This window comes from Pseudomonas machongensis, from assembly GCF_034961125.1.
Taxonomy (GTDB): domain Bacteria; phylum Pseudomonadota; class Gammaproteobacteria; order Pseudomonadales; family Pseudomonadaceae; genus Aquipseudomonas; species Aquipseudomonas machongensis.
Map to the genome: position 1 here is coordinate 26,368 of NZ_JAYFUI010000194.1, position 19,107 is coordinate 45,474.

17 protein-coding genes and 1 pseudogene are annotated in these 19,107 nt (G+C 63.2%); 13 read left to right on the forward strand and 5 right to left on the reverse strand.

The features are described 5' to 3' along the window. Window positions 1–2 precede the first annotated feature (2 nt). On the reverse strand, window positions 3–497 hold the full coding sequence (locus VA602_RS25390) for a DUF6231 family protein (protein WP_065863070.1): 495 nt from the start codon (window positions 495–497) through the stop codon (window positions 3–5). Between the two features lie 160 nt (window positions 498–657). Between VA602_RS25390 and VA602_RS25395 the strand changes: the two genes are divergently transcribed. From VA602_RS25395 to VA602_RS25410, 4 genes are all read left to right on the forward strand, one after another. Further along, complete coding sequence (locus tag VA602_RS25395) at window positions 658–1,353, forward strand: OmpA family protein (RefSeq protein ID WP_054891768.1); 696 nt, start codon at window positions 658–660, stop codon at window positions 1,351–1,353. Window positions 1,354–1,410: 57 nt separating this feature from the next. Beyond that, on the forward strand, window positions 1,411–2,133 hold the full coding sequence (locus VA602_RS25400) for an OmpA family protein (RefSeq protein WP_323454649.1): 723 nt from the start codon (window positions 1,411–1,413) through the stop codon (window positions 2,131–2,133). A 109-nt stretch (window positions 2,134–2,242) separates the two neighbouring features. Beyond that, window positions 2,243–2,518, forward strand: a complete 276-nt coding sequence (locus tag VA602_RS25405; protein WP_065863069.1) for a DUF1145 domain-containing protein — start codon at window positions 2,243–2,245, stop codon at window positions 2,516–2,518. Then, window positions 2,511–3,269, forward strand: coding sequence for a collagen-like protein (locus tag VA602_RS25410; protein WP_153774022.1), 759 nt, complete (start codon window positions 2,511–2,513; stop codon window positions 3,267–3,269). Before VA602_RS25405 ends, VA602_RS25410 begins: the two co-directional genes overlap by 8 nt. 69 nt (window positions 3,270–3,338) lie before the next feature. Here the strand turns inward: VA602_RS25410 and VA602_RS25415 are convergent, their stop codons facing one another. After that, the gene (locus tag VA602_RS25415) at window positions 3,339–3,803 is read right to left on the reverse strand and encodes a CopD family protein (protein WP_323454650.1); all 465 of its coding nucleotides are present in this window, start codon (window positions 3,801–3,803) and stop codon (window positions 3,339–3,341) included. A 98-nt stretch (window positions 3,804–3,901) separates the two neighbouring features. Between VA602_RS25415 and dinG the strand changes: the two genes are divergently transcribed. From dinG to VA602_RS25445, 6 genes are all read left to right on the forward strand, one after another. Next, on the forward strand, window positions 3,902–6,046 hold the full coding sequence (gene dinG / locus VA602_RS25420; RefSeq protein ID WP_063543474.1) for an ATP-dependent DNA helicase DinG: 2,145 nt from the start codon (window positions 3,902–3,904) through the stop codon (window positions 6,044–6,046). 78 nt (window positions 6,047–6,124) lie between these two features. Then, on the forward strand, window positions 6,125–8,362 hold the full coding sequence (locus VA602_RS25425) for a beta-galactosidase (protein ID WP_323454651.1): 2,238 nt from the start codon (window positions 6,125–6,127) through the stop codon (window positions 8,360–8,362). 145 nt (window positions 8,363–8,507) lie between these two features. Next, complete coding sequence (locus tag VA602_RS25430; protein WP_323454652.1) at window positions 8,508–9,653, forward strand: serine hydrolase domain-containing protein; 1,146 nt, start codon at window positions 8,508–8,510, stop codon at window positions 9,651–9,653. A gap of 99 nt (window positions 9,654–9,752) precedes the next feature. Next, window positions 9,753–10,745: an OmpA family protein gene (locus VA602_RS25435; protein ID WP_323454653.1), complete on the forward strand. Its 993-nt coding sequence runs from the start codon at window positions 9,753–9,755 to the stop codon at window positions 10,743–10,745. A 20-nt stretch (window positions 10,746–10,765) separates the two neighbouring features. Further along, entirely contained in the window at window positions 10,766–11,413 is a 648-nt protein-coding gene (pdxH, locus tag VA602_RS25440; RefSeq protein ID WP_323454654.1) for a pyridoxamine 5'-phosphate oxidase, read from the forward strand. 265 nt (window positions 11,414–11,678) lie between these two features. Next, window positions 11,679–12,143, forward strand: a complete 465-nt coding sequence (locus VA602_RS25445) for an outer membrane lipoprotein (protein WP_054891758.1) — start codon at window positions 11,679–11,681, stop codon at window positions 12,141–12,143. A gap of 63 nt (window positions 12,144–12,206) precedes the next feature. Here the strand turns inward: VA602_RS25445 and nhaA are convergent, their stop codons facing one another. Continuing rightward, entirely contained in the window at window positions 12,207–13,397 is a 1,191-nt protein-coding gene (gene nhaA / locus VA602_RS25450; protein ID WP_063543485.1) for a Na+/H+ antiporter NhaA, read from the reverse strand. A gap of 474 nt (window positions 13,398–13,871) precedes the next feature. Between nhaA and VA602_RS25455 the strand changes: the two are divergent. Both VA602_RS25455 and VA602_RS25460 read left to right on the forward strand, forming a co-directional pair. Next, window positions 13,872–15,142: pseudogene (locus VA602_RS25455) on the forward strand (OprO/OprP family phosphate-selective porin). Between the two features lie 62 nt (window positions 15,143–15,204). Next, the gene (locus VA602_RS25460; protein ID WP_323454655.1) at window positions 15,205–16,128 is read left to right on the forward strand and encodes a ParB/Srx family N-terminal domain-containing protein; all 924 of its coding nucleotides are present in this window, start codon (window positions 15,205–15,207) and stop codon (window positions 16,126–16,128) included. A gap of 27 nt (window positions 16,129–16,155) precedes the next feature. On the opposite strand, the gene VA602_RS25465 is transcribed toward VA602_RS25460, so the two are convergent. Continuing rightward, a complete protein-coding gene (locus VA602_RS25465; RefSeq protein WP_153774029.1) occupies window positions 16,156–17,769 on the reverse strand; it encodes an NAD(P)/FAD-dependent oxidoreductase in 1,614 nt (537 codons plus the stop codon). A 104-nt stretch (window positions 17,770–17,873) separates the two neighbouring features. After that, the gene (locus VA602_RS25470) at window positions 17,874–18,548 is read right to left on the reverse strand and encodes a COG3650 family protein (protein ID WP_323454656.1); all 675 of its coding nucleotides are present in this window, start codon (window positions 18,546–18,548) and stop codon (window positions 17,874–17,876) included. Window positions 18,549–18,745: 197 nt separating this feature from the next. On the opposite strand from VA602_RS25470, the gene VA602_RS25475 reads away from it, so the two are divergent. After that, a partial coding sequence (locus VA602_RS25475) for a transposase (RefSeq protein WP_323454657.1) occupies window positions 18,746–19,107 on the forward strand: 362 nt, incomplete at its 3' end.

Genomic DNA, 19,107 nt, shown 5'->3' on the forward strand with positions numbered 1-19,107 from the left:
AATCACCACCAGTACTTGCCAAAGTTTTGCGGATTCGCCCAGAACTTGGCATTGAGCCAGTCCGGGACCTGCTTGTAGTCATGTAGATCATAGGTGAACAGGCTCAGTACCTGCTCGTCGCGACGGAATTTCTCGCTGGCCGACAGCGCAAGGGCGAAGAAATCGGTGTCCTGCCAGCCACAGGCGGCCAGGTCGGCCAGCACCGCGACCTTGCTGGCATTCAGATTGCGAATGCCGCCGAGCAGTTCCAGCCCGCTGCGCTTGGGCAAGTGCTCGAGGCAATCGACCAGCACCGCGAGGTCGAAGCGTTGGGCCGCCAGGTCGGCAGGCAATGGACCAGGCGCAGCCACCGACAGTTGTACCGTCGGGTGAGCTGCCGCGAAGGCCTCCAGGGCCGGGAAACGTGTGCCGACCAACAGCAGGCGCGCGGGTGCGAAGCGCTCGAGAAGGGCCGCCAGGGCCTGTTGGGGGGTACGCTGGGAAAAACCGTCGGTCATTGCCAATCCTCGTTCAGGTCGCTCAAGACTAGCGGTCCCAGCCCCGACGGCAAAGAGGCGCAGCATCGCGTCGTGGCTAATTGCTGGCAGAGAGGGAATAGGCGGTCTTTACTCCCAGAGCATCGGTTCTGCACCGATCCCCCTAGGAGAAGCAACGAAAATGAGCATAGTACGCACAGCGATACCCCTGGTTCTGCTCACCAGTGTGTTGACTGGTTGTGCAGGTTTGCAAAAAACCGACTGGCCGAAGTGTGCTGCCGTCGGGGGCGTGGGTGGCGCAGCCCTGGGCGCCATCGAAAGCTCCAGCTGGGCCGGCTGGGGCGCGTTGCTCGGCGGTGGCCTGGCGGCGGGCTACTGCTGGGCCCATGGCGATGGCGACGAAGATGGCGATGGCGTGCCCGACAGCCGCGACAAGTGCCCAGGCACCCCGCGTGGCGTGCAGGTCGATGCCAACGGCTGCCCACCCGAGCCGGTCGCCGTGGTCGAGGAAGTCGTCGTGGTCGAGAAGGAGGAAGTCATCGTCATCCGTGACGTGCACTTCGAGTTCGATTCCGCGCGCCTGACCGCAACCGACAAGGAGCGCCTGAACACCATCGCCACGCGCCTGAAGCAGGAGGCACCCAGCGCTCGCCTGAGCGTGACCGGCCATACCGACAGCGTCGGCTCCGACAGCTACAACCAGAAGCTCTCCGAGCGTCGTGCCCATTCGGTGACCGACTATCTGGTGACCAGCGGCGTACCGCGCAGCAGCTTCGTTTCGGTAGTGGGAGCTGGCGAGACCCAGCCCGTGGCCGACAACGCCACGGCCGATGGCCGCGCCATGAACCGCCGCACCGAGATCAAGATCCAGCGCTGACCGCCCGCGCCCACGTCTTTAGCCGTGGCGTGGGCGCATTCACCGGGGACCTGACCCATGAATACCTTGTCGAAGACGGCTGTGTCGCTGCTGCTGGCCTCCAGCCTGCTGAACGGGTGCGCCACCCACAGTGATGGCAGCGCCCCCCTGAATCAACGGACCTGGCCGGTCTGCAGCCTGCTCGGCGGGCTGGTCGGTGGCGGTCTGGGCGCGATCGAAAGCTCCAGCTGGGCGACCGGTGCCGGTGTTGCCGGAGCCATCGCCGGTGGCCTGATCTGTTACGCACAGGATGGTGACGAAGATGGCGATGGTGTGTTCGACCGTCGTGATCGCTGCCCGGACACCCCCAAAGGTACGGCAGTCGACCACATGGGCTGCCCGCTCCCGCAGTATCCGCCTTCGACGCCCAAACCCGAGGCCCCAGCACCTGCGCCTGAGGTGATCACCCTCGACGATCAAGGCCAGGTGCTGTTTGCGTTCGACTCCGCACAGCTGTCGGCCCCAGCCCAACAGCGCCTGCAAGCGCTGTTGCCGAAACTTGGCGACCCCAGCGTGACGGCCATCAGGGTGATCGGACATACCGATAGCGTAGGCGCCGACCACTATAACCAGGGCCTGTCCGAACGCCGCGCGGCCAGTGTTGCGCAGTACTTGATCGGGCAAGGGCTGTCGCCGGCCAAGGTGAACAGTCAAGGTCGCGGTGAAAGCGAGCCGGTGGCCGACAACGACACCGACGAAGGGCGAGCGCAGAACCGACGGGTGGAACTGCACCTGAACTGAATCGCCTCTGGCGCGCGCCCTGGCGCGGCGGTACTGTTGTGCGCACGGCCCGCTCGAACGGGCCGCGCGCGCATAACAAAGACAGTACAAGACAGTCGGGGGGCGGGGTATGAAGTTCATCCTGGGCCTGGGCAAGGCCCTGACGGTGGTTTTCTGGTGGGTGGTGCTGGTCAATCTGTTGATGCCGCAACCCCTGCCGTTCAATCTGCTGATCAATGCGGCAGGCATCACGCTGCTGGGCTTGCATGTGCTGGAGGTGTTGTTCTTCAACGCCAGCCTGCGCGGGCGCAGCCATCGCTGGTTCGATCGCTTGCAGATCCTGCTGACCGGCATCTTCCATGTCATGTCCATTCCCCGTCCGCAGGAGGCTTCGCGCCATGCGTAAGTTGATGTTGCTGGCCGCGCTGGCCACCCCGCTGGCCCAGGCCGAGAGTCTCGAAGTCGCTGCCCATTCGATGCTGCGCCTGCCGAACAAGGCGTCCAGCGTGCACCTGGAGCGCGTGCAGGTGGCTGATTCGGCGACCTTGCTGTTGCCCGCCACGCTCACCGCATTGAAGATCGACCACCTCGAACTGGGCCGTGACGCGCGCATCGCCATCGCTCCGGCGCAAAGCGCCTTGAGCATCGAAGCGAGCAGTGCCGTGCTGGGTGTCGGCAGTGAAATCAGCGCGCCGGGGGCGCCGGGCAGCTACGAGCGTGCGGCGCGTCCCGGTCGTGACCTCGACTTGCGCCTGCAAACGCTGGAGGCGGAGCAGCTGTCGATCGACGCCCGTGGCGGCGCCGGGGCACCGGGCTATGCCGGCCTCGATGGCGGCAATGGCACGGCCGGAGGGTGTACCTGGGGCACCGCCAGCCGTGGCGCGAACGGTGACAACGGAGGAAATGGGCATGACGGCGCGGCCGGAGGCCGGATTCGCCTGGCCCTGCCGGCAGACTTCCCGCAGGAGCGTATCCAGGTACGCCTCGATGGTGGTGCGCCGGGCAAGCCGGGCGCTGCCGGCAAGGCCGGGCAGGGTGGTGCGAGCAAGGGGTGCCTGGTGTATCGCACCGAGGCCGGTGCCAACGGTCGTCCGGGCCTGCCAGGGCAACCGGGGCTTGCCGGTACCGCGGGGGAGTTGATTCTGCAGCGGCTTTGACGGGGAGCGCGTTGCGCTCTCAAGCGTTTGCGTTCCCAGGGGCCGCGTTGCGGCCCCCAGTCAACGACTTCAGAACATGACGCGAGCGCTGGCCACTGCCACCACGGCGATGCCCAGCAGCAGGTTGATCCCCACCATCCGTCGGATCCTGACCAGCACCCCGGCACCCGCCGGCCAGTCCTCGGCCTGCACCGCAGCGCGCAGTTCCGGCAGCAGCAGCGCCTGCACGCGCAGGAACAAGGCAAACATCACGATCCCGCCGCCCATCATCAGTTGTACATAGCGGGGCGCGGTCTCGAAGCCGGAAAATCGCAGGTGCAACATGCCGATACCACTTATCGCCAGCACCGCTACCGCCAGCCAGACCCATCCGAAGAAGCGTCGGAATACTTCCACCCACAGCCGCAGCCGCGCGGGCCCCTCCAGCGCTGCGACCGTTGCCGGGCGCAGTACCAGCCAGGCGAAGAACATCCCGCCAACCCAGACAAGGGCGGCCAGGACATGCAGTGTGTAGGGCAGGGCAAAGGCAAGCATCCGGATCTCCATGCGGCACAAAGGGCAATAGCGGGGTATGATAGCCGCCCCATGCGAAACACTGAAAATATATCCAGCCCTTCGGGCGCCCGCAGACCATGATCAGCAACGAACTCAAAGCCACCATCCAGGGCGCCTATTCGCGTTTTCTCGAAGCCAAGAGCCTCAAGCCGCGTTACGGCCAGCGCCTGATGATCGCCGAAGTGGCCAAGGTACTCGGCGACATCGCCTGCGATGATGAAGGTCGCCGGGCCGGCGAACCTGCCGTGGTCGCGGTCGAGGCCGGCACCGGTACCGGCAAGACGGTCGCCTACAGCCTCGCCGCGATTCCCGCCGCCAAGGCCGCCGGCAAGCGCCTGGTGATCGCCACCGCCACCGTCGCCCTGCAGGAGCAGATCGTCTTCAAGGACCTGCCCGACCTGATGCGCAACAGCGGCCTGAACTTCAGCTTCGCTCTGGCCAAGGGGCGTGGGCGCTACTTGTGCCTGTCCAAGCTCGACGTGCTGCTGCAGGAGGGCCACGCCCAGTCGGCGACCGCCCAGCTGTTCGAAGAAGAAGGCTTCCACATCGAAGTCGACGAGCGCAGCCAGAAGCTGTTCAACAGCATGATCGAGAAACTTGCCGGCAACCGCTGGGACGGCGACCGCGACAGTTGGTCGGAAACCCTCGAGGACCAGGACTGGGCGCGCCTGACCACCGACCACAGCCAGTGCACCGGCCGACATTGTCCGAACTTCCAGCAGTGCGTGTTCTACAAGGCGCGCGAAGGCATGGGCAAGGTCGATGTGATCGTCACCAACCACGACATGGTCCTGGCCGACCTGGCCCTGGGCGGTGGCGCGGTACTGCCCGACCCGCGCGACACGATGTACGTGTTCGACGAAGGCCACCACCTGCCAGACAAGGCCATCGGCCATTTCGCCCATTATTCGCGGCTGCGCTCCACGGCCGACTGGCTGGAGCAGACGGCCAAGAACCTCACCAAGCTGTTGGCCCAGCACCCGTTGCCAGGCGACCTGGGCAAGCTGATCGAGCAGGTGCCGGAGCTGGCGCGGGAAATCCGCACCCAGCAGCAGTTCATGTTCACCCTGTGCGAACAGGTTGCCGATTTCCGGCCCGGTGAAGACATGGAAGGGCGTGATCGCCCGCGCTACCGCTTCGAGGGGGGCGTGGTGCCGGAGCAGATCCGCGAGGTCGGCATCGAGCTGAAAAAGGGCTTCGCCCGCCTCAACGATCTGTTCACCCGGCTTGCCGACCTGTTAAAGGAAGGCATGGACGGTGAGGTCAACATCGGCATCGCCAGTCACCAGGCCGAAGAGTGGTACCCGCTGTTCGGCAGCCTGGTCACCCGTGCCCAGGGCAACTGGGAGCTGTGGACCGCTTTCACCGCCGAAGACCCTGAAGACAGCCCGCCCATGGCGCGTTGGCTGACGCTGGCCGAGAGTGGGGCGCTGTTCGACATCGAGGTCAACGCCAGCCCGATTCTTGCCGCCGAAATGCTGCGCCGCAGCCTGTGGAGCGTTGCCCATGGTGCGCTGGTCACTTCGGCGACCCTGACTGCGCTGGGCAAGTTCGACCGCTTCCGCATGCGCTCCGGGCTGCCGCGTGATGCGGTGACCTGCGTCGTGCCCAGCCCATTCGTGCATGGCGATGCCGGCTTGCTGCGGGTGCCCGACCTGGGCGCCGACCCGCGCGATGCGGCGGGCCATACTGCGGCGATCATCCGCGAATTGCCGAACATCGTCGAAGACGCCCGTGGCGCGCTGGTGCTGTTCTCTTCGCGCAAGCAGATGCAGGACGTGTTCGATGGCCTGGACCGCGACTGGCGCAAGCTGGTGCTGATCCAGGGCAACCTGTCCAAGCAGGAGACGCTGAACAAGCACAAGGCCCGGGTCGACGACGGTCAGCACAGTGTGTTGTTTGGCTTGGCCAGTTTCGCCGAAGGCGTCGACCTGCCAGGTGCTTATTGCGAGCACGTGGTCATCGCCAAGATTCCGTTCGCCGTGCCGGACGACCCTGTCGAGGCGGCCCTGGCGGAGTGGATCGAGGCGCGTGGCGGTAACCCGTTCATGGAAATCGCCGTGCCCGACGCCTCCCTGCGCCTGATCCAGGCCTGCGGTCGTCTGCTGCGTACCGAGCAGGACCGTGGTGTCATCACCTTGCTCGATCGACGCCTGGTCACCCAGCGCTACGGCAAGGCTATTCTCAATGCGCTGCCGCCCTTCCGGCGGGAGATCCAGTAACGGCCGGAGCACGATGCCCGGCCCGTTGTCCATGACTCGACCAGGTCCATGAGGGCCTTGAAGGAGAGCCACGTCCACATGATCCGCCGTACCTTGCCCGTCGTTTTCACCTTGTTGTTCAGTACCCCGTTGCTGGCAGCCCAGCAGACGTTGTTCAGCTTCGTGCGCCCGACTTCGGTCGTCACCGTGACCACCGAAGACACGGGGATGCCGCAGTACAACGCGGAGCAAACAGCCGAAGGCGAAGTGCTGCGGCGCGTGGTGTTCAATCCGGTGGAGCGTCCGACCTTGCGCCTCAGCCCGCAGGCAGGGACCTGGGACTGGTCGACAGGGCAGTTTCTGACGCTACGCCTGCAAAGTGCGATGGACTGGGCCTTGACCGTGGATGTCACGCTGCTGGGCAGCGATGGGCGTACGCTCACCAGCCGCATCGACCTGCCAGCGGGCCCGGCGCAAACGGTGATGGTGCCGCTCAAGGCCAGTTCGCCGTTGAGTCAGGGCATGCGTGCCGGTCCGCCGATGCCTTGGACGTACGAAGGGCAACGCGTGCTGTTGACCAGCAGCACGGGCGAGGTAGATCTCAAACAGGTGGTTTCGATCAGCCTGAGCATTCCCCGACCCAAGGTCGCGCAGAACCTGCTGATCGAAAAGGTCGGGATACAGGATGATGACCAGGCATACCGGGCGGCCTACGGCGATTTGATCGATGCCTATGGCCAGTCCACCCGAGGTCGCTGGCCGGAAAAAATCGTCAACGATGAGCAACTCAAGGCCGCCGATGCCCGTGAGCGCCAGCAACTCAAGGCCTGGCTGGCCGAGCGCGAGAAGCAGAAACTGGACACGTACGGCGGCCTGGTGGCCGGGCCGACCTTCGAAGCCACCGGCTTCTTCCGCACTGAAAAGCGCGACGGCCGCTGGTTCCTGGTGACCCCGCAGGGGCACCCTTTCTACTCGCTGGGCGTCAACGCGGTGGCCGCCGATGGCGGGCGCACCTACGTCGCGGGCCGAGAATCGATGTTCAAAGGGTTGCCTGGGGAGGGCGATCCGCTCGCGGCGTTCTATGGCCAAGGCAACAATGACGACGGTAATGCGTCTTCCCAAGGGCGTGGCTTCAAGCAAGGGCGTTGGTATGACTTCTATGCTGCCAACCTGCAGCGCACCTATGCCAAGCCCTGCGCCCCGGCGCCCGAGGGGCAGCCTCCGGTGGACTGCCCGGCCGCCGGTGTCGATGCCGAACGCTGGCAGGTGCACAGCCTCGATCGTTTGCAGGCCTGGGGGTTCAACACCCTGGGGAACTGGAGCGATCCGGCCCTGAGCCAGGCCAGGCGCATGCCGTACACCCTGCCGCTGTCGATCGTCGGTGACTATGCCAGTATCAGCACCGGCATGGACTGGTGGGGGCGTATGCCCGACCCGTTCGACCCGCGATTTGCCATGGCTACAGAACGTGCGGTGGCCATTGCCGCGCGGGATCATCGCGACGACCCGTGGCTGATCGGTTATTTCGCGGACAACGAACTGGCCTGGGCGGCGCCGGGCGATGATCCCAAGGCACGGTATGGCCTGGCTTACGGCACCTTGCGCCTGACCACCGATGTGCCGGCCAAACGCGCCTTCCTCAAGCAGTTGCGTGACAAGTACCGAAACCAGGAGGGGCTGTCGAAGGCGTGGGGTATCGAACTGAAAGCCTGGGAGCTCATGGAGGACCCCGGTTTCGAGGCGCCACTGCCCAACCCTGAGCACCCGGAAATCGAGCGTGACTATCAGTACTTCCAACAGGTGTTTGCACAGACTTACTTCAAGACCATCTCCGATGCGCTGAAATGGCATGCGCCCAACCATTTGTTGCTGGGTGGACGCTACGCCGTCAGTACACCTGAGGCAGTGAAGGCCTGTGCCGAGTTCTGCGATGTGCTCAGCTTCAACTTCTATACCCTCAAGCCCGAGGACGGCTACGACTTCGCCCGGTTGGCCGAGCTGGACAAGCCGGTGCTGGTCTCGGAGTTCCAGTTCGGCTCCCGTGACCGTGGCCCGTTCTGGCCAGGGCCGCTCGAGGTCGCGCGTGAAGAGGACCGTGGGCCTGCCTACGGCAATTTCCTCAAGGCAGCGCTCGCTCAACCGATGATCGTGGGTGCTCACTGGTTCCAATACCTCGACCAGCCAGCCAGCGGGCGTCTGCTCGACGGGGAGAATGGGCATCTGGGCCTGGTCGGTATCACCGACGTGGCCTATCCGGGGTTTGTCGAGGCGGTAAGGCGGAGCAACCAGCAGGCGTTGGAGCAATTGCGCAGGGGGCTCGAGGTCAAGGCGCCCTGAGCACAGCAGTTGGGTTCCGGCCAGTACTGGCCGCCTAACCTCTGGGGTTTTGCTTACAACCTTCCAGCCACATTCAGTAGGCAAACCCGCCAACTACTGAAACAATGCACGACTTTGTGAGACAGGTCGTACGGAGAGTAGGCGGGTGCAGATCCAGGGCCACTATGAGCTGAAGTTCGAAGCGGTGCGCGACGCGTTTGCCGCATTGTTCGATGATCCCCAGGAGCGTGGCGCGGCGCTGTGCATCCAGGTTGGTGGCGAAACCGTCATCGATCTGTGGGCCGGCAGCGCCGACAAGGACGGCCAGCAGGCGTGGCACAGCGATATCATCGCCAACCTGTTTTCCTGCACCAAGACCTTCACTGCTGTGACTGCGCTGCAATTGGTGGGTGAGGGCAAGCTGGCCCTGGACGTGCCGGTGACCCGTTACTGGCCGGAGTTTGGCCAGGCGGGCAAGGACGGCATTACCCTGCGCCAGTTGCTGAGCCACCGCGCCGGCCTGCCGGCAATCCGTGAGTTGTTGCCGGCCGAGGCCCTCTACGACTGGCAGGTCATGGTCGACGCCCTGGCGGCCGAAACGCCGTGGTGGACCCCTGGCAGCGAGCATGGCTATGCCGCCATCACCTATGGCTGGCTGATCGGCGAACTGATCCGCCGCGCCGATGGCCGTGGCCCTGGTGACTCGATCGTCGCCCGCACTGCGCGCCCGTTGGGGCTGGATTTTCATGTGGGGCTGGCCGATGAGGAGTTCCACCGCGTGGCGCATATCGCCCGTGGCAAGGGTAATCCTGGTGATGCCGCAGCCCAGCGTTTGCTGCAGGTGACCATGCGCGAGCCTGAGGCGTTGTCGACCCGTGCTTTCACCAATCCGCCAGCGATCCTCACCAGCACCAACAAACCCGAGTGGCGCCGCATGCAGCAACCGGCTGCCAATGGCCACGGCAATGCCCGCAGCCTGGCGGGCTTCTATGCCGGCCTGCTCGATGGCAGCCTGCTGGAATCCGAACTGCTCGATGAACTGACCCGCGAGCATAGCCTTGGGCAGGATCGCACCCTGTTGACCCAGACCCGTTTTGGCCTGGGCTGCATGCTCGACCAGCCGGATGTCGCCAACGCCACCTTCGGCTTGGGTGCTCGGGCTTTCGGTCATCCGGGGGCGGGTGGATCGGTCGGTTTCGCCGACCCCGAGCACGACGTGGCCTTCGGTTTCGTCACCAATACCCTGGGCCCCTACGTATTGATGGACCCCCGTGCGCAGAAACTGGTGCGGGTACTGGGTAGTTGCCTTTGATCGGGTAATGCGGGTAATGCCCGATTCCTTTGACTATCCTCAATGCCAACGCCTCGTGTGTGTGGGCAAAATTTCTTTCTAATTCATGGTGTATCGCTGATGTCTTCACAAAAAACCTTAGCACTTGCCCTGTGCCTGGCCATGACCGGCTGCGCCAGCCACTCCCAGGACGCTTCGAAGGACGGCGGCCTCAGCTGGTGGCCCTTCGGTTCGGACAAGGTTGCCGAACAGGACGTGAAGGACGCGGTGACCGAGAAGGTCGTCCAGGCCGATGCCAAGTCTGAAAGCAGCAGCCGCTGGTGGTGGCCGTTCGGCTCGAGCGACAAGCAGGCCGAGGCGCCGGCAGTGCCCAAGATCGACCAGAAGGCTACCCAGGCCTGGCTGGACGAGTACGAACCGAAGCTGCGCGAGGCCGCCAAAGACAGCAAGCTTGAAATCGAACGTCGTGACAACGTGCTTGCGGTGACCCTGCCGGTCGACGGCTCCTACAACCCGGACCGCCCGAACATGCTGCTGCCGTCTTCTCTGGGCCCGATCACCCGTGTGGCCAAGATCGTCGAAGGCGACCCGAAGACTGCCGTGCTCGTACTTGGCCATGCCGATACCAGCGGTGTCGCCGTCGCCAACCAGAAGCTCAGCCTCGAGCGTGCCGCGTCGGTCTCGGCGATCTTCCGCTTGAGCGGCTTGCAGCGTGACCGCCTGACCCTCAAGGGCATGGGTGGCGTGATGCCACGCGCGGCCAATGACAGCGTCGAGGGTCGAGCCCTGAACCGCCGTGTGGAAATGCTGCTGACCCCGCAGAACACCATGGTCGCCTTGCTGGCCAAGTACCAGCAGGCAGCCCCGGCGCCGGTACCTGCGGCGATGGTTGCCACCCAGGATGCCAAGGCACCCGCCAAGGCCGCTGATGCCAAGCCCGCCGCGAAGAAGCCTGTCGCCAAGGCTGCAGCCAAGCCCGCTGCGAAAAAGCCTGTCGCCAAGGCTGCAGCCAAGCCGGCCGCGAAAAAGCCAGCAACCAAGCCCGCAGCCAAGAAAGCGGCGCCTGCTGCCGACAAGAAAGTCGCCGCCAACAGCCCTGCGAAGACCAATTGATCGTCTAAGGAAACGCAGCCATGACTCAATCCCTGGCCGACATGCGGCGCGACTACACCCGTGATGGCCTGGCCGAGGCCCAGGCACCGGGTGAGCCGTTCGCGCTGTTTCACCATTGGTTCGGCGACGCGGTGAAGACCGAACAGCCGCCCGTCGAGGCCAATGCCATGACCCTTGCCACGGTTGACGGCGAAGGGCGTCCGCATTGTCGGGTGCTGCTGCTCAAGGGGCTCGATGAGCGCGGATTCACGTTCTTCACCAACTATGAAAGCGCCAAGGGCCAGCAATTGCTGGTCAATCCGTTCGCTGCGATGACGTTCTTCTGGCCGGCGCTCGAGCGCCAGGTGCGCATCGAAGGGCGAGTGGAAAAAGTCAGCGCAAAAGAGTCGGACGACTACTACCAGGTACGTCCTCTGGGCAGTCGGCTGGGGGCCTGGGCCTCGCCACAGAGCCGAGTGATCGCCGATCGCGCAGCGCTCGAAGGTTTGCTCAAGGCTACCGAGGCGCGGTTCTCCGACACTCAGCCGCATTGCCCGGACCATTGGGGTGGCTACCGCTTGCTACCTGAGCGGATCGAGTTCTGGCAGGGGCGCTCCAGCCGCTTGCACGATCGCCTCAATTACCGGCTGGTCGATGGTCAGTGGCAGCGAGAGCGGTTGGCTCCGTGATTGCCAGGGGGCCGCTTGCGGCCCTCGCCATTACCCGGTAAGGCTTGATCTTCATCCCGCCTTCAGCGGCGAAAACACAGTCCAGCGCCCCCTGTCATTGCGACGATGAAGTAATCCACGACTATTCTTGGTCTCATTGGTGAAGTGGGCGGCAAGCTGCTTGGCGCCTGTACTCGAGCTGAATGAAAACAATTTAATAACGTTTGTGTCGTGACACCCATCAACACGGGGAGTCTAATGGACACCTGACTTATGGAGATTCCCCATGCGTAAATCCGTTTTGATGGTGGCAAGCTTCACCACCATGGCGCTGTTGCTCGGTGGCTGCCAGTCCAGCCTGACCGGTGACAGTTACTCTCGAGATGAAGCCCGTCGCGTGCAGACTGTGCGCATGGGCACGATCGAATCCCTGCGCCCGGTCAAGATCGAGGGTACCAAGACTCCGATCGGCGGTGGCGCCGGTGCCATTGTCGGTGGCGTCGCGGGCAGCGCCGTAGGGGGTGGTCGCGGCAGTATCGTTGCTGCGGTGATCGGTGCCGTGGCCGGTGGCCTGGCAGGCTCGGCCGCCGAAGAAGGCCTGACCCGCACCCAAGGCGTTGAAATTACCGTGCGTGAAGACGACGGCAGCATGCGCGCCTATGTGCAGCAAGTGCAGCAGAACGAGATCTTCCGCGTTGGTGAACGTGTGCGCATCATGACCGTCGATGGCACCAGCCGCGTCACTCACTGATTTCGCAGCGCAAAGAAAACCCCGATCCGGCGAGGCCGGTCGGGGTTTTTTTGCCTGATGCTATCAGCTGGTTGCAACTGATACTTGTCGCTTGCGGCTGGCCGCCGCAGTCACGGCATAGCCGATCAACGCCGCGAAGAGCGAGCCGGTGAGGATGCCCATGCGGTCCTCCCCGGCATACTCGCTGACACCGGATGGGAAGGCCAGGGAGCCAACGAACAGGCTCATGGTGAAACCGATACCGCACAGAATCGCGACGCCAAACACCTGGCCCCAGTTGGCGCCCGCGGGCAGGGCGGCCAGGCGCAGCTTGATGGCCATCCAGGTCAGGCCGAACACACCAACCGTCTTACCCAGCAGCAATCCGATGGCGATGCCCATGGGCACCGAATGCGTGAAGCTCTCCGCGCTGGCATTGGTCAGCGATACTCCAGCATTGGCGAACGCGAACAGCGGCAGGATCGCGTAGGCCACCCAGGGGTGTAGTGCGTGCTCCAGGGTGAGCAGTGGAGAGGCATTTTTCTTGTCGCCGGTGCCCAGGGGAATGAACATTGCCAGCGCCACGCCGGCGAGGGTGGCATGGACGCCGCTCTTCAGCACGCAGACCCAAAGGACCAGCCCGACGATCAGGTACGGCGCAAGCTTCTTCACCCCGAGGCGGTTCATGCCCAGCAGCGCCAGCAGACAAGCTCCGGCAAGCATCAATGCCATGTTCGAAAGCTCGCCGGAATAGAACAGGGCGATGATGATGATCGCGCCGAGGTCGTCGATGATCGCCAGGGTCATCAGGAACAATTTGAGCGATACCGGCACACGCTTGCCGAGCAGCGCCAGCACGCCAAGGGCGAACGCGATGTCGGTCGCGGTAGGGATGGCCCAGCCAGCCAGTGTGGCGGGGTTGTCACGGTTGATGAACCAGTAGATCAGCGCCGGTACCAGCATGCCGCCGACCGCCGCAGTGGCAGGAAGAATGATCTGCGAGGGCTTGGACAACTGGCCTTCGAGTACCTCGCGCTTGACCTCCAGGCCGATCAGCAGGAAGAACAGCGCCATCAGGCCATCGTTGATCCACAACAGCAGCGGCTTGGCGATCTGCAGGGCGCCGATCTGCACCGCGACAGGAACGTCGAGAAAGCCCATGTACAGGTGCGACAGGGGTGAGTTGTTGACGATCAGGGCAATGACCGCCGCGATGATGAGCAGCAGGCCGCTGGCAGACTCCAGCTGCAGGAAACGATTGATAAGGCTGCGCACGGGCGAGCGTCTCCAGTACGTATTTGAACGGAACGGGCGTACACCCTAACGTGCGGCGATATTCTTTAAAACAAAAACTATATTCTTTTTTGTTATAAATGATTGCGCTTTGGCTATCTGACTCCTGGGCGGAGGTATCCCTCTGGATCCCAGGAATATTCAGCCAACTGCCGAGCCGTTTTACCGTTGAAATCTGTGCTGCAACGCGTTTCTTCGAAACAGGCGTCACGGAGGGGGAGTCGGGGACTGCGCATTGCCCTACATCCTGCTCGGATCGTTCACCCGCTCTCTACAGAATTGGGTGTCTGCCTTCCAAGAACATAGCTGGTGAAATTTCAAAAAACTCACTAATTCTCTGATTTTATTGGCTAATTATTTCAAGGAAACCTAACTGTAATGCGCTCCCAACAGGCTCTGCTGCCACCGATCGGCTGTGGTCCGGCGGTAGAAAACCATTACTTTGGGAGAAGTTGCATGAACGCTATTCACCGCCTGGCAAGCTGTCGTTTCGGCTTTGCTGCGGGCGCTCTGGGATTGATGGTCAGCACCCAGGCAGCAGCCGGTACCGTTACAACCGATGGGGCTGATATCGTCATCAAGACCAAGGGGGGCTTGAGGTTGCCACGACCGACAAGCAATTCGCTTTCCAGATAGGTGGCCTGTTGCAGGCTGACTACAGTGAGTTCGACGGTCTCTATAGCAAGAACGGCAAGCGCGCGAACGAGGCTTTCCTGCGTCGTGCCAGGTTGGAGCTCAATGGCAAGGCCTATGGTGATTGGTCCTATGAGTTCTCCATCGATTTCGCCGACGACGGTGCGACGTCCTGGAAGGAAGCCTCTGTCAGCTACCTGGCGCTGGAGCCGGTGACGATCAAGGTGGGGCGTTTTGATCCTGACTTCGGGCTGGAGCAAGCTACCAGTTCCAAATGGACAACCGCCATGGAGCGTAGCCTGCTCGGCGATCTGGCCCCGTGGGTAGCCGCCCATGCAGACGGCATGGGCGTGCAATTGAGCGCCAGCACCGATCTGTTCTATGGCGTCGCCAGTGTCAATCGCCCCAAGGGGCAGGAAGACAAGAACGGCAAGAACACCAACACCTATAACCTCCGCGCGGTCGTCGCGCCTTGGGCCGAGCCTGGCAATGTGCTGCATTTTGGTGTCGATTACGCCATGAGTGATATTGACAAGGTTGCCAGCAACGGTCGTATCCGTTCACGCCTGGGCGCGCGCGCAACCTCCGAAGACGCCGTCAACGGGAACCGCGTGGACCTCGCTCCTGGCGTTGCCGGAGCCTACGAAGGTGATGCGGTCTGGGGGCTGGAAGCCGCCTGGGCGCAGGGGCCCTTGTCGGTGCAGGCCGAGTACCTGCGCCGGGATCTCGATGCAGCATCGGATACCAGGCGCAATGATCGAAAAGCTGAGGGGTACTACGGCCAGTTGGCCTACACCCTCACTGGCGAGCCTCGGGGTTACAAACTCGACGGTGGCAAGTTCGACAAGGTCAAGCCGTCCGACAAGCAACTGGGGGCATGGGAGGTCTTCTACCGCTTCGATGCCGCGCGAGTCGAAGAGCGCGGTTACGTGGATAACCGGGCGAAGCTGCACACCTTGGGCGTCAACTGGTATGTAAATGATCAGGTCAAGGTTTCGGCCAATTATGTGAAAACAAACGTCGATGGCATCAGCAACCAGGCCGGTGATGACTCTGGCGACGCCGTGGCGATGCGCCTGCAGTATGTTTTCTGAGGCCTGCACCAGACATGTAGCAGCCCCGATGCTTCGGGGCTTGCCTGACCGCGAGGAATACCATGATCCGCTTCTGCACTACCGTTTTGGCGCTGTTCCTGCTCTGTGCCCAGGCCCGAGCCGATGGCGAGCCTGCCCGCATCGGACAGCTGCTGGAGGTCAGCATCGAGCAGTTGCACCCAACCCAGGCTGTCATCGGATTCGACCAGATCTATTACAAGCTGGGTCGTTATGCCGCCGAGCCGAAAAGGGCCTTCGATGACTATTGTGAAGTCAACGGGCAGGGCGAGGCTCGTGCGGTGGGCAAAGGCGCCGAGTTGAGCAATCTTGACAGCTTTGTCTGTGAGGCCGCCATAGGTACTCGCAAGGCCGACATGAAGACGGTCGTCGTTGGCCCGGACGGGCGCCTTTATCTCACCGATGGTCACCATGGTTTCACCAGCCTCGCCGAGTGGGCCGGTCGTGGCTTGAAGGTCTGGGTGAGAGTTACCGACGATTTCAGCGACAGCACCGACCTTGCGCAGTTCTGGCAGCGCATGCAGCAGGCCCGCAAGACCTGGCTGCGCGATGCTGACGGCAAACCGATCAAACCTGCCCAGCTACCCGCCCATGTTGGCTTGAGTGACATGGCCGATGACCCGTATCGGTCCCTGGTGTACTTCGCCCGCAAGGTTGGCTACGACAAGCCGCGCTCCGGTGACGTGGCGCCTGAGTTTCTCGAGTTTTACTGGGGCAACTGGCTGCGGGGAACGTTGCCGCTGGCAGCTTTCGATCTTGATGAGCGCAGCGGTTATCGGCAGGCGGTTGCCGCAGCCGCCAGGTTGATGGTGACGCTGGCCCCGGACGAGGTTGTTGGCGACAGCGGCTTCACTGCGCGCCAACTGGGTGGTTATCACAGCGTTGACCGCAAGGAACTGGACAAGACTGCGAGCCGCAAGCTGGGCTATGTGGCCGAGTACCGCAAGAACCGCAGTACTCGGCAATAGCCCGTGCAACTGGCCTGGCTCGGGGCGTCAGGCCTTGATTCCCAGTATGTCGCGCGCGACCGCTTCGGCGATCCGAATGCCATCGACGCCCGCCGACAGGATGCCGCCGGCATAGCCTGCCCCTTCACCGGCGGGGAACAGCCCCTTGAGGTTCAGGCTCTGGTAGTCCTCGCCACGGGTAATGCGCAGTGGCGACGAGGTACGTGTTTCGATGCCGGTCAGCACTGCATCGTGCAGGTTGTAGCCCTTGATCTGGCGATCGAAGGCCGGTAGCGCTTCGCGAATCGCCTCGATGGCGAAGTCGGGCAGGCTGGGGGCCAGGTCACCGAGGGTGACGCCTGGTTTGTAGGAAGGTTCGACGCTGCCCAGCGCCGTGGACGCACGACCTGCGACGAAATCGCCGACCAGTTGCGCCGGCGCCTGGTAGTTGCTGCCGCCCATGACATAGGCGTGGGCTTCCAGGCGTTCCTGCAACTCGATGCCGGCCAATGGGCCGCCCGGGTAGTCACGCTCAGGGTCGATGCCCACGACGATGCCAGAGTTGGCATTGCGCTCATTGCGCGAATACTGGCTCATGCCGTTGGTGACTACGCGCCCCGGCTCGCTGGTCGCGGCGACCACGGTACCGCCCGGGCACATGCAGAAGCTGTAGACCGAGCGGCCGTTCTTGGCGTGGTAGACCAGCTTGTAGTCGGCGGCGCCGAGTTTCGGGTGCCCGGCATACTTGCCCAGGCGCGCCTTGTCGATCAGCGATTGCGGGTGCTCGATACGGAAGCCCACCGAGAAGGGCTTGGCCTCCATGAACACGCCCCTGGCGTGGAGCATACGGAAGGTGTCGCGGGCACTGTGCCCCAGGGCCAGCACCACATGGCGCGAGTGCAGTTGTTCGCCGCTTTCCAGAACGACGCCGGTGAGCTGTTCGCCATCGACCAGCAGGTCGGTGACCTTCTCCTGGAAGCGGATTTCACCGCCCAGGGCAATGATCTCCTCGCGCATCTTCTCGACCATGCTGGTCAGGCGGAAGGTGCCGATGTGCGGCTTGTTGATGTAGAGGATCTCCTCCGGTGCGCCTGCCTTGACGAATTCTTCGAGCACCTTGCGGCCATGGTGCTGCGGGTCCTTGATCTGGCTGTACAGCTTGCCGTCGGAGAAGGTGCCGGCGCCGCCTTCGCCGAACTGCACGTTGGATTCGGGGTTGAGCACGCTCTTGCGCCACAGGCCCCAGGTATCCTTGGTGCGCTGGCGTACTTCCTTGCCGCGCTCGAGCACGATCGGCTTGAAGCCCATCTGCGCCAGCAGCAGGCCTGCAAAGATGCCGCACGGGCCGAAGCCGACCACGATCGGACGTTGCTGAAGATCGGCCGGGGCATGCCCGACGAACTTGTAGCTGACGTCCGGCGCCACGCTGATATTGCGATCATCGGCGAACCTGTGCAGAAGCTCGGCTTCGTTGCTGGCTTCAAGGTCGATGGTGTAGATGAACAGCAGTTCGCTGTTCTTCTTGCGTGCGTCGTAGCTGCGCTTGAACAGGTTGAAGCCGAGCAGTTGCTCGTCGCGGATCCCCAGGCGCTGGACGATAGCCTCGCGCAAGGCTTCGTCGGGATGGTCCAGGGGCAGCTTCAGTTCGGTGATTCGTAGCATGGCAGGGTCCAGTATCCCGGCCATGGGGCGGCCGGCGGCTTTACTCAAACCGCCAAGTATAAGCTGTTCGCCGCCCCGACTGGCAGGATAAAAGTACCCGATGATCAGTTGTCGCGCGCACCGCCGTAGTAGGCACAGCCTTTCAGGGCCTGGCCATCGATGCGCAGTTCGGCGCGCAAGTGACGCACGGCACCGGTGCCAGGCTCGACACAACGCTGCGGCGCGACCCACAGCTCGACGCGCTGGCCGTTGGCTTCGCTGGACAGGCTCAGGCCGCCGCCGGGCATCTGCTCTTCGAGGAAGGGCAGCGGCAGCGGATCCTTGCCTTCACGGTTGATCACCATGCCCTTGCCGCTGGCCTTGATGTCCCAGTCGGGTGCGTGCCCGCCAGCACGCAGGGTCAGTTGCTTGAAGTTGGGGTCTTCGCAGGCACTGGCGGAGGCCTCGACTCGGTACAGCCGGGTAACGTCCAGCTGGCCGTCACTGTTGGCCTCGCGACTGCCTGCCAGGCGCCCGCGGATATCGGCGAACAACGTGGTCTTGGGGCCACTGGCGAGGTTGGCGGCTTCCTGCAGGATGCCGGTTCCAGCGGCATCCTTGACCACGAAGCGACGTGCCTCGCTGCAGGGCTTGAACAGCAACTGGCCATTGGCTGCACTGAGTTCGCCTTGCATGCGGGTAGTGCCGACGTTCGGGTCGCTCGGTTGTTCGGCGAGCATCTGGCAGCCGGCGAACAGGGGCAGCAGGGCGGCGAGCAGCAGGGAAGGGGTGAGACGCATCGTGCAGACTCCGGGGTCGCGGGTATCGAGGGGAGTCACGTTACCCAGCGAGCGTTGGCTTCACAAGGGTCATCACCCAGTGTCGTATTTCGCGGGATCATGAAAAAAGGGCCCGCACAGACTGTGTGAAAACCTAGCAATCTGCCCCGCCCTTTAAGAGAATGCTCCGTATCGAAAGATACGGAGCATTCTTCGTTATGGCCTACATACAAGGAGAGTCCCGCAGCCAGACCAGCTTGTTCCCGGTCTCGCTGGAGGAATTGATCCCGGAAGATCACCTCGTACGGGTCATCGACCTGTATGTCGCCAAGCTTGATCTGGGTCAGCTCGGCTTTGAGAAAACTCAGCCCAAGGCCACCGGGCGCCCCGCGTACGACCCCGCCGATCAGCTAAAGCTCTACCTTTATGGTTATTTCCAGCGCATTCGCTCGTCCCGGCGCCTGGAAGCCGAATGCCAGCGCAACATCGAAGTGATGTGGCTGATCAACCGGCTCAAACCCGACTTCAAAACCATCGCCGACTTCCGCAAGAACAACAAAGCTGCGTTCGTCGCGACATG